Source organism: Arthrobacter sp. Y3221160, assembly GCF_059092585.1.
In genome coordinates, this window is sequence record NZ_JBNHHU010000003.1 from 14,216 (window position 1) to 27,854 (window position 13,639).

10 protein-coding genes are annotated in these 13,639 nt (G+C 65.0%); 2 read left to right on the forward strand and 8 right to left on the reverse strand.

The window, feature by feature from the left end:
• Positions 1–211: 211 nt before the first annotated feature.
• The 6 genes from AC5RWG_RS16630 to AC5RWG_RS16655 all read right to left on the reverse strand — a co-directional run bounded on the left by AC5RWG_RS16630 (position 212) and on the right by AC5RWG_RS16655 (position 8,075).
• Positions 212–1,378, reverse strand: a complete 1,167-nt coding sequence (locus AC5RWG_RS16630; protein ID WP_494167430.1) for an alcohol dehydrogenase catalytic domain-containing protein — start codon at positions 1,376–1,378, stop codon at positions 212–214.
• 259 nt (positions 1,379–1,637) lie between these two features.
• Positions 1,638–2,243, reverse strand: a complete 606-nt coding sequence (locus AC5RWG_RS16635) for a TetR/AcrR family transcriptional regulator (RefSeq protein WP_494167431.1) — start codon at positions 2,241–2,243, stop codon at positions 1,638–1,640.
• A gap of 162 nt (positions 2,244–2,405) precedes the next feature.
• Entirely contained in the window at positions 2,406–3,848 is a 1,443-nt protein-coding gene (locus AC5RWG_RS16640) for an aminomethyl transferase family protein (protein WP_494167432.1), read from the reverse strand.
• A gap of 114 nt (positions 3,849–3,962) precedes the next feature.
• The gene (locus AC5RWG_RS16645) at positions 3,963–5,192 is read right to left on the reverse strand and encodes an ABC transporter permease (RefSeq protein ID WP_494167433.1); all 1,230 of its coding nucleotides are present in this window, start codon (positions 5,190–5,192) and stop codon (positions 3,963–3,965) included.
• A 1-nt stretch (position 5,193) separates the two neighbouring features.
• Positions 5,194–6,825: a sugar ABC transporter ATP-binding protein gene (locus AC5RWG_RS16650; RefSeq protein WP_494167434.1), complete on the reverse strand. Its 1,632-nt coding sequence runs from the start codon at positions 6,823–6,825 to the stop codon at positions 5,194–5,196.
• Positions 6,825–8,075, reverse strand: a complete 1,251-nt coding sequence (locus AC5RWG_RS16655; protein WP_494167435.1) for a sugar ABC transporter substrate-binding protein — start codon at positions 8,073–8,075, stop codon at positions 6,825–6,827. The genes AC5RWG_RS16650 and AC5RWG_RS16655 overlap by 1 nt, the downstream gene beginning before the upstream one ends.
• Before the next feature lie 421 nt (positions 8,076–8,496).
• Between AC5RWG_RS16655 and AC5RWG_RS16660 the strand changes: the two genes are divergently transcribed.
• The gene (locus AC5RWG_RS16660) at positions 8,497–9,912 is read left to right on the forward strand and encodes an aminomethyl transferase family protein (protein WP_494167436.1); all 1,416 of its coding nucleotides are present in this window, start codon (positions 8,497–8,499) and stop codon (positions 9,910–9,912) included.
• Positions 9,913–10,494: 582 nt separating this feature from the next.
• Positions 10,495–11,814: an aminodeoxychorismate synthase component I gene (gene pabB, locus AC5RWG_RS16665; RefSeq protein WP_494167437.1), complete on the forward strand. Its 1,320-nt coding sequence runs from the start codon at positions 10,495–10,497 to the stop codon at positions 11,812–11,814.
• Positions 11,815–12,263: 449 nt separating this feature from the next.
• On the opposite strand, the gene AC5RWG_RS16670 is transcribed toward pabB, so the two are convergent.
• Together AC5RWG_RS16670 and AC5RWG_RS16675 are read right to left on the reverse strand one after the other, a co-directional pair.
• A complete protein-coding gene (locus AC5RWG_RS16670) occupies positions 12,264–13,301 on the reverse strand; it encodes a PDDEXK nuclease domain-containing protein (RefSeq protein WP_494167438.1) in 1,038 nt (345 codons plus the stop codon).
• Positions 13,302–13,331: 30 nt separating this feature from the next.
• The gene (locus AC5RWG_RS16675; RefSeq protein ID WP_494167519.1) at positions 13,332–13,559 is read right to left on the reverse strand and encodes a DUF4913 domain-containing protein; all 228 of its coding nucleotides are present in this window, start codon (positions 13,557–13,559) and stop codon (positions 13,332–13,334) included.
• Positions 13,560–13,639 lie beyond the last annotated feature (80 nt).

Sequence of the window (13,639 nt, forward strand, 5' to 3'; positions counted from 1 at the left end):
GCGATCTGGACGGGACTCAGTCTGTCTGGGCCTGCGCTTCCTACGCTAGCGAAGCCGAGGTGCGCGCAGGATGCGGCAAGGCCGAGGCCACCGCGGTCCACCAGAGTCAGCACCGTCGACTTCGTGGTCACCATTCTCAACGCAGGTGCCCGTCCCGGTCCGTTGAGACGTCGGCCAATCCGCGGCTTGCGTGCCATCTAAGTGGCGCCCGTTAGGCGTCGGCAATCTCCACCAGGTAGCTGGTGAAGCCTCCATCCGAGGAAGCGACGCCGTTGATGGCCTCGTTGATCTGCTCGAGCGGCCATGCCTTTGGCACCAACCCGGAAACGTCCAGGGCGCCGGAGCCGATCATGTCCGCCAGCTCCATTCCCTCGGCCGAGGTAAACCAGGCCGACCCCGCTAGCCGAATCTGGTTGTCCATGCACCACTTGACGTCCACGCCGAGCTCGCCGGCGGTGCCTCCGATGTTGACCAGCGTCCCGCCCCGGGCAATGCCGCGCATGGCGTCCTTCATGGCCTCCAAAGAGGCCACGGCGCCTAGGGTGTCGAGCATGAAGTCGACCCCGCGGCCTGCAGTGCGAGAATGCACCCAGTCAGCGGTGCCACCATCCACATTGGAAAAGACCTCCACGCGGGCCGGGTCGAGTTGCCGCAGACGCTCCAGTAGGGGCACGCCGCGGGCCACGGCGTAGACCTTGGAAACACCCATGGCCAGCGCCACCAGCGTGGCGCCAACGCCGAGGGTGCCGGTGCCGCCATGGACCATCAGCGTCTTGCCCGTCAGGGGGCCGAACTTCTTCAGCCCGGCGTAGGCGGTGCCGAGGTAGCCCAGACGCGTGGCGCGGTGGAAGTCGAGGTTCTGCGGGATCGGCACGATCGCTGACTGCGGGGCCAGCATGTACTCGCAGAAACCACCGTGGGGGTATTTCGTGTACATGTCCAGGCTTTTCATGCTGAAGCCGAAGTAGCCGGCGAACGTCCAGTAGGCGCACTGCTGGGCATGACCCGAGGAACAGTGGTGGCAGGCGCCGCAGGAGCGCGACGGGTTCACGTAAACGCGGTCACCGACCGAGACGTTGACCACCTGCTCGCCCACCTCCTCGACCACGCCCACCGGGTCCAAGCCGAAGATCGCCGGGCGCGGAGGCAATGGCTCGTGCGGGTACCACGTCTCCCAATTGGCCAGTACGTTGGCCAGGTTCGGCACCATGCCGCACGCCGCTACCTTGACGACGACGTCGGTCCCGCTCGCGTGCGGACGTGGCACCTCCTCAAGGACCAGAGGGGCTCCCACCTCGTGCATGCGGGCGGCCTTCATGGTCAGGGCTTCGGACACGACGGCCGGGGCAGCCGGAGCCTCGGTAACGGGGTGGGACATCTCGTCCTCGCTTCTGGAGTACCAATCAGTTTCCGGATACCAACTGGTATCCCTTCTATCTAGTATTGCTGTGATCCGCGTCATGTCAACCCCCGCTGGACCCTTTGGTGGTGCGGTGTCAGAACCGAGGAACTGGCCCGTCCACGCCGATGGAACCGTGCCCTGTTCCATCGGGAAGCCGAGAGGACACCACCCTGTGCTCCATGGGGTGATGTCCTCTCAACGCGCGACCTCCGTGCGGCCGCCGGTCAAGTGTCCGTCAGGCTGGATTCACCGCCCGGGAGGTGGCCACGAAGGACTGCAGTATGTGCCGGATCATCCCGCCCGTGGAGATGACGGACTCCAGGTACACGGAGATTCCCCCGAAGGTCATGTCCATGACGATCCCGCCGAGCTCTTCGTCCGCCACGGGGTGTTCCCGGCCCTCGAAGATCCGGGCGCCGAGCATCGCGCCGATCTGGCGCCACTGCGTGATGAAGGTCTCCTGGTGCGCCTCCGTGAGGGTGTCATCCCGGTGGGCGCGCCGTAGGAAGTCGATGGCGATGATCCCCCACTTGCGCTCGGCTGCACGCTCATCGCTCCACCGGGCGACCGCGTCGATGACCTCATCGGGGCCCTCGGTGCCCTCGAGGGCGCGCGCGAAGTCCTCGACCACCCCGCCGGCATAGCTCCGCAGCAATTCCCTTAGCAACTCATCCTTGGAGGAAAAATTCGAGTAGAAGGCGCCCTTGGAGTACCCGGCGGCCTCGGCGATCCGCTCGACGGAAGCGCCCTCGTAGCCGTACTGCGCCACGATGTCGGCGGCCACGTCCAGAATCCTCTCCCGGGTCTGCGCCTGGCTCTGTTCCCGCGTCAACCTCGCCATTGGGCCTCACTTCCTGAAGGTGGCAATCCACTGTCGCACCCTCGTCGCGTTCGTCCACCTACCCAATGATGGTAAGCCGGGCACCGGGCTCGAGGTTGTGGGCCGCTCACCGGGCGGCCAGCAAGGGACTTCCCGGACCGGTCTCCCCGGCGAGTTGCCCGCTCAGCGGCCCTTGATGACTTTCTCGAAGTACGGCGTCGGGGCCACCGTGACGCGGATGTCGCGCAATTCGTGGGGGCCGACGTTATCACGGCGGCTCTCCGGCTCACCCCAGCGCATCACCAGTTCGGTCCCCGGCTCGGCCAAGCCCACGTCAATGATGCCGTGGGATAGGACATGGCCGGCGTTGGCCGAGTAGGACATGTACTGAGAAAACCCTACACGGGATCCGGCGCGCGCCTCGGGGCGAAGCACCTCGTTGGCGGCCCACGTGGAGTACATGGGCGAGGGCATCCGGATGAATTGGGGCCGGCTTGCTCCGCCGAACAGCGACTCGGCCAGGACCGCGGCGACATCTTCGTCGTTCCATACCAGCGTGACCTTCCGGCGTCGTCGGTCCTTTGCCCGCTGGGTTAATGCGTCCCGGCCGACGAAGTCTCGGTCCCAGTCGATCAGTCGGCCGTAGCCCGCCTCTAGCGGATCCACATAGTAGTCTTCGATGCGCTCCGAGACCAGGCTGCCACCGAGGGATCCGAGTGACTCGAGGGAGAAAGCCGGAAGGTGCTCTCGGTAGTCGCGCAGCTCCTCCTGGTGATAAATCCCCGGCAGGGGAAGGGGCAGCCAGCCGGACTCTTGCGCGGTGGTGGAGTAGGCGTGCTCGCCTGCTTTGCGGATCCCGTACGCCTCCCCGGCCCGCAGGATGGCTTCCTCCACCGCGGGGCGGTCGTCCCAGGGGCCGTAGACCTCGAACCCCGGGGTGCCGGCCATCCCGTGGCGCAGCACTCGGATGTCCTTGCCGGCGACCCCCGCCTGTGCCATATAGAAGAAGCCGACCCCGGGGGCGCCACCCTCTGTCACCTCGTCCATTACTGCCAGGGCATGGGGACCCTGGATTTGGAACCGAAACACGTCCCGCGGCGCCTCGACGACCGACCAGTTGTGGTTCATCTGCGCCGTGACGTCGTACTCAGAGCGCGCGGCCCGGTACTGGACCCAGTCGAGGGCGAAGGGGGCGCCGACGAGCCGGAGGAATTCGGGTTCTTCGTGGAAAAGGATGGCATCGCCGATGAGGTATCCATCCGGGCTGGCCAGGACGAGTTGTTTGGCACGCATGATCGGGAACGGGTTCAGCTTATTCACGGCGATCTCGCCGAGCAGTCGCAGCACGTCCCGGCCCCGCAGGTGCAGTTCGCTCATGTGGTATGACTGCTCCAGCAGCGCGACCGAGTCCTTCCAGGCACGTTGCTCGGCCCGCCAGTTGGTGTACTCGGCCGGGATGCCGGGGAACTCGTAGGGGCCAAGCTGGCCGGGGCCGCGCAACAACCGCACGGGGCTTCCGGCGGCGCGGATCCGCTCCTCCAGGGTTGACGGCGGGGCGGCGGAGCCGGTGGATGCTGCGGCATCGTGGCCGGTGGCGGTGTGGATTTCCGTGGTGGTGTCGGACACGGTCGGACCTTTCTGTGGCTAATGGGCGTGGAATAAATGGGATGAATGTATGCAGACAGGTAGCGCAGGTGGACGCTGGGCTGTCCGGTCTCGCGGCTCGCGGGGGTACCGCGTTCAGCCCTGCACGCCGGTGGGCCCGTCCCGCAGCGGCGCCCCTGGAGACCGGCTGCCCGCGACGATGTCGGCATCGCGCGGCCCGGTGACCGTTGTGGCCCCCGCAGCGGCCACTGCACTGGGAACGCTTCCTGCCCCGTTTGTCTGGGCCCCCTGGTGGGGTCCGGCGTCCGGTCCGCGGCCGGATGATCCGCCGGCCGAGCCATCCCGGCCCTCGCCACTGCGGGATCGCCGCAATGTGCGGCTCACCGCGCCGGTTCGGGTGGAGGTGCGCTCCCATGCGGACAGGCCTACGGCCAGCAGCAGGGCCACGCCGTTGAACAGGTCGCTGATCCACGGCTGAGCACCGATGAGCTGAAGCCCCTTAATACCGGTGGCGAGCACGTACACGGCGATCACGGTGCCCCACACGTTGTAACGGCCACCGCGGAACTGGGTGGACCCGAGGAAGGCGGCCGTGAGGGCAGGCAGAAGCAGCGAGGGCCCGACAGTCGGCTCACCGGTATTCAAGCGGGCCGTCAGCAATACACCAGCGACCGACGCGAGGACTCCGCAAGCCACCAGGGCGCCGACTTTCATCCGGTCCACATTGACGCCGGCCAGCCGCGCGCCGTCCGCGTTGAAACCGGTGGCGTACATCTGCCGCCCGACCGGGGTCCTCTCCAGCACGAACCAGACAACCAGTCCGATGGCCAGCACGATGTAGGTCGGTATCGTGATGCCTCCGAACGTGGTGGTTGCAAGGGCGCTGAAGCCCTCGTCGAGGCCGATGACCTGCTGGCTGGAGGACATCCAGGCCAGCCCGGCCAGCAGAACCGAGCTCAGGCCGAGGGTCGCGATGAATGAGTCGATTCTCACCCGCGTGATAATCAGCCCGGAGATGAGCCCGATCACCGCGCCAGAGAGGATGGCCAGGGGGATGGCCACCGCGAAGGGGATGCCGGCCTTGACCTGCAGCACCGCCACGAGGATCCCAGCGAAACCAACCTCGGAGCCCACCGCCAGGTTGAACGACCCCGTCACGAGGGGGATCATCACCGCGATAGCGGCGATCACAGTGATGGCGCCGGAGTCCAGCAGCGTGCGCCACAATCCGGGCTGGAGGAAGGTCTCCGGAGTGATGAGGGCGAAGAGGATGAAGATGCCCGCAAAGATGTAGATCGCGCTGACGTTCTTGAAGGACAACGCAGCAACCCAGCGGGGGTGCGCCGCCTCGCGTGTGTGTCCCATGTCAGGACTCCTGTTCTCCGGCGCTGCCGGTGGTAGTTGCGGCGCCCGGGCCGGCGACGGGGTTGTCGGTGATACCGAAGCCGAAGCTCTGGGTCACCACAGCGTTCTCGGTGAGGTCGTCGCCCGAAAGTTCGGCGACGATGGTTCCCTCGAGAATGACGAGGACACGATCGCAGAGGCGCACCAACTCCTTGGCGTCCGAGGAGGCGACGACGATGGCCACGCCACGTTCGGCAGCTGCGTCCACCTCCGCGTAAATGGCCTGCTTCGCCCCGACGTCAACACCCTGGGTGGGCTCCTCGAGGATGAGTAGGTCGGGCTCGTTGCGCAACCACTTGGCGAAGACGATCTTCTGTTGATTGCCACCGCTGAATTGGCCGAACCGGCGCTCGGGTAAGGCCGGACGGATGTCGTAGCGCTGGACCGCGGCCTGAGCCAACTCGGCCTCGCGCCGGCGATGGAGGCTGCCCCAGCGCCCCGTCAGGCTGCCGAGTTCGGGCAGTGTGATGTTTTCGCGGGCGTTCATCAGGCCCACCCCGCCGTAGCGTCGTCGGTCACCGGCCACGAAGGCCATCCCTCGCCGGACACTGCGGCGCGGGGTGCGGTGATGGTACGCACGACCGTGGAGACTGAAAGCCTCCGCGGTGGAGGCCGTGGCCCCAAAAAGCAGTGAGGGGACTGACTCGCGGCCAGAACCGAGCACACCGGCGATCCCCACCACTTCCCCGGACCGGACGTCCAGGTCCACACCCTGCACATCCGCTCCGACCAGGCCGCGTACCTCAAGAACAGTCTCCCCGGGAACAGCTGACCGCTGCGGTGATTCCATCTCCTCGGCGCTGGCCCCGGTGACGAATTCAATGAGCTGCCCGTGGTCCAACCCAGCCGTGGGGACATCGGCCACGGTGACGCCATTGCGAAGCACCACGACGCGGCCGGCGAGGCCGAGCACCTCGTCGAGTCGGTGGGAGATGAAGATGACACCGGCCCCCTCCGCTGCGATGCGCCGCACCGCTTCAAAGAGGATTTCCGTCTCCGTGGCGTGGAGCGCCTCGGTCGGCTCATCGAGGATGAGCACGTTATGTGGATGCTCCCATCCGTCCAAGGCCCGGGCGATCGCGATGACCGAGCGTTGGGCTGGAGCCAGCCGAGAGATGGGGACCGTGACGTCGAAGGGCTCCCCGAAACGAGAGACCAGCTCTCGGGCGTGTTCCCGCTCCCCGGCCTCCTTCACCGGCCCCCAGTCGGACCGGCGTCCGCGCGGGGAGATTCCGAGGTTCTCCACCGTGTTCAGCTCGGCCACCAACCCCAGGTCTTGGTGGATGATGTGCAATTCGGCCTGTAGCGCCGGGGAGCTCGCGCCCCCGGTCCCGGCCAGCTCCACCGTTCCCGCGTCGGCGGTGTACACCCCGGCGAGAATCTTCACGAGCGTGGACTTCCCCGATCCGTTATGGCCCACGACGGCGACAATCTCTCCGCTAGCCACATCCAGCGACACATCATCCACCGCCCGGAGCCCCGGAAAGTTCTTAGTAACACCCAGCACCCGCAACAGCGGCCGGTCGAGGACCGGGGCCCCGGCCCGGCCCTCAGGGCCGTGACCGGGGATGGCGCCGATTGGCTTGATGTTCATCAGTCGGTTCCCCACAAGGCCGCGAAATCGTCTTCCATCGTCGACGAGGCCACGAAACCTCCCTCGTATTCGCCCGCCGACTCCTTAGTCAGGACCCGGGAGATGGCCTTCACCCACGGCTGCCAGTCGTCATAGGAGACGTCCATGCCCTGGTGGCGGCGCAGGCCCTCATCGAAGGCGAACCACGAGTAGGCGTTGTAGTCCACCGCGAAACCGGCCATCTGGGTGCCGTTCTTGATCTGCTCGATGTTCGGCGGCAACGAGGACTGCCCCATGCCCGGGACGTCAATTCCAGCGAGCTCCTGCTTGGCCGGCAGACCGATCTGCATCTGGTCGCCCACGGTGATAAAGAAGTCCGTGTCCGGATGAGCCTGCAAGTCACTGATGATCGCGTCACCGGCTGTGGTGTCCATGGTGGCCACCGGAATGTCCACCACGCGCAGCTCACATTCGGCGCAGTTCTCCTCAAGGTAGGCCTTCGCAGCCTCCAGCTGAGGGTCGGAGAAGTTCAGCTCCGGCACGCGGTAGAAAACGAAGTCCGTGCCGGTGCCGCAGGTGAAGGCGATGGCCGCGGCAGCGAGCACCTCACCGTTGACCTTCGAGGCGCCCAGACCCGAATGCGAGTCCAGCAGGCCGAACTTGTCCGCATTGGAAGAGCCAACGTAGACCACCGTGGTCCCAGCGTCCTCGAGAGTGGCCAGCTGGTTCTGGAAGAAGGTGGCGTCCACAGCGGCAGCGATGAGGATGTCCGGGGCGTTCTCGGTCACGGTGTTGACGGCCGCATTGACACTCTGGGCGTCCAATCCGGCGTCAACTCGCTGAATTTCCACCCCGGCACGCTGAGCGGCCCGCTCCAGGCCCTCCCAGATGATGGCCGACACCGCCGAGCCGTTGTCCAGGTACGCGACCGTGGTGTCCGGAGCCACCGCTTCAGGCAGTTTCTCGGTGATCGGCAGCTCGGTGGTCTGCTCTTCGAAGTAGCCGACCAGCTCGCTCGCCGCCGTATAGTTCACACCGTCAAGAGGTGGCGATGCGCACTCCCCTTGCGCGTCCCGGTAGACGACCTCGCCGAGGGTCGCTTGGCCGGCCGCCCCGGAGGAACCCGCGTCGGCGCCCTCCTCGGTGGAGCCGCACCCTGTCAGGGCGAGGACGGCTACGGCCAACCCGGCGAGGCCGAGCATGGTCGGGCGGCGGCGCGGTGCGGACCCGTGCGGGACGCGGGCGTGCTGCTGCGGGTGCAAGAGTGACATGGGGTGCCTCGTTTCGAGTGAAGGGCTGGAGACGGACCGCACCCGGCCTCGCGGCGGTCGCGGCGAGCAAAGTGCAGAGCGACCACCGACGCTTGAGACAGCACCGGGTGATTTTATGAGTCGACGGGGATGGGCTCACGGAGCGGGTGCCCGGCGTAGACAGTGCGGCGGCACGTGATCGGCCGCCATCGCGAGCGAAATACCAGTTGGCATTTGCATACCGATGAGACTTTCATCACACAGAGAGTGGTGTCAATAGCCGCGGGTTCGCGTCAACCACGGGGAAATCGATGGTCAAATCAGGCTCAATCGGAGAACTAGTGAAACCCCTTGACACCCTCCGGGGTTCCCAGATACTAGTTGGTATCTGAATATGTGATCCAGAGCACCCTTTGTGTTCGACCGTCCCGAATGGAGCACCATGAACCACGCAGACCCCCATGCAAGTCTGGCCACCCGGATCACCGAGGCAGGCGGCGCAGTGCCCCTGCTCCGCGGATCCAATCTCGGCCCCTACGTCTTCCCCGGGATCCCCGCGGAATACACCAACTGGCGGGACGAAGTCCGAGCCTGGAAGGACAGTGTGGCCCTGCTCGAGCAGAGCTACCACATGACTGAACTGCACTTGGAGGGCCCCGGCGCCATCGCCTTCCTCAAGGAGTTCGCCGTCAACAAGCTAGAGGTGTTCCCTGTCATGCGGGCCAAGCAACTCGTGCTGGCCGCACCGGACGGGAACCTCATTGCAGACGCGATCATCTTCCACGAGGAGGAGCACTTCTACCGTATCGTCGGTGCTCCCTTCGCCTCCGACTGGTTGCTCTACAACGCGCAGAACACCCAACACGAGGTAAAGGCGACGAAATTCGACAACTGGTCGGCCGGCGTCGTGCCGCGCGACGTCTACCGGTTCCAGTTGCAGGGCCCGAACGCCATGGAACTGATGATGCGGGTGACCGGAGGCAACGTCCCGGAGGTGCGGTTCTTCGGCATCGGCGAATTCCAAATCGCCGGAAAGACCGTCCGCGGCCTGCGCCACGGCATGGCCGGCACCCCCGGCTTCGAACTCTACGGCCCCTGGGACGAGCAGGCCGAGGTCCGGGCCGCGATCGAAGAGGCCGGAGCCGACCTCGGGCTGCGCAAGGCCGGTAGCCTCGCCTACTCCACCACGGCGCAGGAATCCGGCTGGATGCCGATGCCGCTGCCGGCTATCTACACGGCGCCCGAACTCGCCGGCTACCGCGAGTGGCTCAACGGCTACTACCTGGAGACCATCGGCTCCCTCGGCGGCAGCCTGGTCTCGGAGACCATCGAGGACTACTACGTGGACCCGATCGAGGTCGGCTACGGCAACCTCATCGACTGGGACCGCGACTTCATGGGCCGTGACGCCCTGCTCGCCAAGCGTGGCAACCAGAAACGCACCAAGGTCACCCTCGAATGGTGCGACGAGGACGTGGCCGGGACCATCGCCGCTTCGCTCTTCACCGGCGCCCGCGACGACGCCGCGAAGCCGGCCCGCTACCTCGCCCTGCCCAGCCCGATGTACGCCACCTTCGAGTCCGACGCCGTCCAGTCGGCCGGCCGGACGGTCGGCGTTTCCCAGTGGAACTCCTACACGGCCAACGGAGGGCACGTGATCTCTACGGCCCTAGTGGACCTCCAATTCGCCAAGCCCGGCACCGAGCTGACCCTGTTGTGGGGCGAGCCAGAATCGCGGCGTGCGACCGTGGACGACCACGCGATGCGCGAGATCCGCGTGCGGGTGGCCCCCTCCCCGTACTTCGACAAGGTGATCAAGAGCGGGGACAACGACCAGGCCCTGGCCGCAGCCCACTGACCCGGTCACCGTCGAATCTGTTGTGGGCAGAGATCGCTAGATGCGCAGCTGACGGAGTCCTATGACAATGGGTTTCGGGCGTTCTGACGGAGCCGTTCGTTGGGTGGTTCCTGTTCGCCGAGGGTTCTGCGGGGACATCGGAGGGGGAGATGCTAGTTGTAGTAGTCCTCCCCCTCCTGCGGATGTCCGCGTCGTCACCGGTGTCCCCGCCCTCAGCGTAAGAAATCACGTAAAACCGGAGTCGCGGTTAGCGACTTCCGTCGCACGGGGACCGGCCTGGGCGGCGATGTCCGCTTCGACAACGTCCGGGACATGCCGGACGGACCACTCCCGTCCACAGAGCTTCGGCCCGAGAACGATCGCGACACTACTCTCTAACACCGCTGCCGTTGCCGAGCTTTCGATGCACTGAAACGTCGGCCCTACGCCGTATCCGGTCACAAGCCCACGTAAATCAGAAAGGGCCCTCGTCATGGCGAAATGACGATCATCCTCTACCTCGACCTAGACGTAAGCAACCGGCTCACCTAAGCGCGAGACACCCGAGCCCACTCCAAGGCACTCCAGGAATAGAACCGAGCCATGACTGAACTGTCCGTCATCCCCATCACCGAGGGCATTACCGCCGACGCGGCGTTCGAAGCACTCGCGGGGAAGGCGGACGCAGCGTTCTGGCTGGACGGTGGCAACTCGTTGCCTAGTTACGTCGGCATAGGCACCACCGTCGAACCCACTACCGCGATCCTGCCCGGTCTGCGTCGGGCATCCGACGATATGCGCGATGCAGACAGCACCGTGCTGGGACTGGTCGGCTGGCTCAGCTACGACCTCGGAGCAGAGACCGAAGGTGTCGAAATCGGCCAAGTGGAAGGCATGCACACATCCTTCATGGAGGTCCGTGAGACGCTGGCGATCGACCCAAACGGCACCGCCAGCCTGATCACACGCCACCGCTCCAGCCGGGAGCTGTGCGCCCGCATTCGGGAGCTACGCGCGCAACTCAGCCGCCCACTAGACACAAAGTCTGAAGCTCCATACGGAGCGGTCGACAGCGTCCGGTGGCATGATACCGACAGCGAGTACGCCGACAAGATCATCAGATGCCAGGACCACATTCGAGCTGGCGAGGCGTACCAGCTCTGCCTCACCACACGGATCACGGTGCACGCCCGCATGGAGCCGCTGGCCGTGTACCAGCGACTTCGGCAGAGTAACGGCACAAGCCGCAGCGGCATCATCCGCATCGGTGATACCTGGATTCTGAGCACATCACCCGAACAATTCTTGTCCGTCAATGAGCACCGCGTCGTCTCAACGAGCCCCATCAAAGGAACGCGCCCGCGTTCCGGCGATGCCGTCGAAGATGAGTATCTTCGAATCGAGCTGCAGAACAACATCAAAGAGCGCGCGGAGAACATCATGATCGTGGACCTCATGCGCAACGACCTCAGCCGCGTCTGCGACCCCGGCACCGTCAACGTCACGCGATTGCTCGAGGTGGAATCCCACCCACAGGTCCACCAGCTAGTCAGCACGATCGAAGGCCAGCTCAGCGCGGACAACGACACCCTCGATGCCCTCGCCGCCTGCTTCCCGGCCGGATCGATGACCGGCGCTCCCAAGAAACGCGCCATGGAGCTGCTGCAGCAGCTCGAATCCGGACCCCGTGGACTATACGCGGGCGCATTCGGGTACATCCGATTCGACGGAGTCGCCGACTTCTCGATGACCATCCGCACCATCGTTTGCACGCAAGACACGGCCGTCATCGGAACCGGCGGTGGCATCACTGCACTGTCCGTGCCGGAACAGGAAGTGAATGAGATTCACCTTAAAGCCCGCGCTCTGATCGCCGCGATCGAGAACAAGCCGAACCAGGAAGAGGCCCTGAAGGAAGTCTGACGGAGAAGACATGGAATTCTTGCTGCCTATGATCTGACCGATCTACATCGACCTGGCCGCCATCGCCGCCGGACTCGCCCTGTTCGACCGGCTCTGCCCCAAATCCAGTTGTCCGGCCCGCCGTACAGCTCGTCCATGACGCCCGGCCCGACGGCAGTGAATCAAGTCTGGCGTGGGGTCCTGAATACCACTCATCCAGCAACTACGAATGTCCTGGGGACGAATACGGGTCCGCCCTGGTACTCGACGAACCAGGATGTTGGAGCATCATGTTCACTAGGGAAGGTGGAACGGCGATTGTTTGGCTGCAGGTAGGTGCCTGACCCCCGTGGAAGCCAGTTCCGGAGCAGAGGCACAATCCCGCATCAGGTTGTAGCCGGCCCAGTAGGCACAGGAATCCGAGCGGGACGCAATCGGCCAAGACACGCCGTTCCTGTTGGTCGTGCAGGTTAGCCCGTCGTATCTTCGGTCCAGTCGAGAGCGGCGGTCAGCCGGTCGGCGTCGGGCAATTCATTGCGTACCTCGGCAGGCAGGGACTCATAGGTGTAGGAGGCGACGGCCATGGGTGAAGTGGACCTGCCGAGGCTGTAGCGGACGGTGTGGTCGTTCTTGCTGCCGCAGATCAGGATGCCCACAGTGTCGTTGTGCGCTTCGCGGCGGAGCCTGTCATCGACGAGGGCGATGTAGAAGTTGAGTTTGCCTGCATATTCGGGCTGGAATCGGCCGGTTTTGAGTTCGATGACGAAGTAGCGTAGCTGCTCGACGTGGAAGAACAGCAGGTCAAGGTAGAAGTCGTCACCGCCGACGTCGAAGTGAACCTGACGGCCGACGAAGGCGAACCCGGGACCCATTTCCCTCAGGGTGTCGGTGATGCGGTCCATGAGCGCTTGCTCGAGGTCGCGTTCGGCGACCTGCCCGGAGAGGCCAAGGAATTCGAAGTTGTAGGGGTCCCTGGCGGCCTGCTGGGCTAGCTCCGAATCCGGTGCAACAAGCCGTTGCACAAAGTTTGACGGCGCCGTGCCGGTCCGTTCCATGGACTTGTTCATCATCATGTTCATCAGGACGTTCCGGGACCAGCCGTACTCCACAGCGGCCGACGCGTACCAGGCCCGTTGCTCCGGTGTCTGCGCCTTGTCCAGCAGTACGGTGATGTGGCCCCACGGCAATTGTGCAACAGGCTGTTGCACAATTGGATCCGGCCAAGCAGCGGCGAATCCGCGCATGTAGAACAGGTTGCGCCGCGACAATCCCTTCATCTCCGGGAACTCTGCCCGCAGATCTTCTGCCAGCCGTCCCATCACACCACTCCCCCAGCTCTCGGCCTCCTGGCGTTGAAGGATGGTGTGGCCGATGGACCAATACAACTCGATCAGTTCGGTGTTTACGGCCCGCAGCGCCTTGGTGCGCGCGGTACTGACCCGGATCTTGAGTTCGCCCAGCAGGTCGGTGTAGCCGTTGGGGAGGGAAAGGTCGCCGGCTGGAGTCATGGATTCGATCCTATCTATCCGGACACTACTTCATGGCCCCGAAGGTGGTGGCGGGCAGTCGAAGATGCCCGGTTCGGGGCGCGTGTGCGGCAGAGAAGTGAGGCCCGGCGTTCGAGAGAACTTGTGGCCGTAGGCGCACTCTTTGAACGGCCCTACCTTGTCCATGAGGATTCGCATGTGGGAGTCGGCGTGGTTCAACCACCAAGGGCCGGCTCCAAAGGCCGGCTCCAGCCGGAGGTGTTCCCACGCGCGCCAGATCCAAAGAACTTTGGACTATCTGGCCAGGCACGACCCGTTCGCGTTGCCCGGTGCTAAGCACCAGGATCGCGGCCCAGGAT

Bases quoted from the DNA above. Each gene is read 5' to 3' on its own strand.
- AC5RWG_RS16630 (WP_494167430.1), bottom strand. From the start codon at position 1,378: ATGTCCCACCCCGTTACCGAGGCTCCGGCTGCCCCGGCCGTCGTGTCC.
- AC5RWG_RS16635 (WP_494167431.1), bottom strand. From the start codon at position 2,243: ATGGCGAGGTTGACGCGGGAACAGAGCCAGGCGCAGACCCGGGAGAGG.
- AC5RWG_RS16645 (WP_494167433.1), bottom strand. From the start codon at position 5,192: ATGGGACACACACGCGAGGCGGCGCACCCCCGCTGGGTTGCTGCGTTG.
- AC5RWG_RS16650 (WP_494167434.1), bottom strand. From the start codon at position 6,825: ATGAACATCAAGCCAATCGGCGCCATCCCCGGTCACGGCCCTGAGGGC.
- AC5RWG_RS16655 (WP_494167435.1), bottom strand. From the start codon at position 8,075: ATGTCACTCTTGCACCCGCAGCAGCACGCCCGCGTCCCGCACGGGTCC.
- AC5RWG_RS16660 (WP_494167436.1), top strand. From the start codon at position 8,497: ATGAACCACGCAGACCCCCATGCAAGTCTGGCCACCCGGATCACCGAG.
- pabB (WP_494167437.1), top strand. From the start codon at position 10,495: ATGACTGAACTGTCCGTCATCCCCATCACCGAGGGCATTACCGCCGAC.
- AC5RWG_RS16670 (WP_494167438.1), bottom strand. From the start codon at position 13,301: ATGACTCCAGCCGGCGACCTTTCCCTCCCCAACGGCTACACCGACCTG.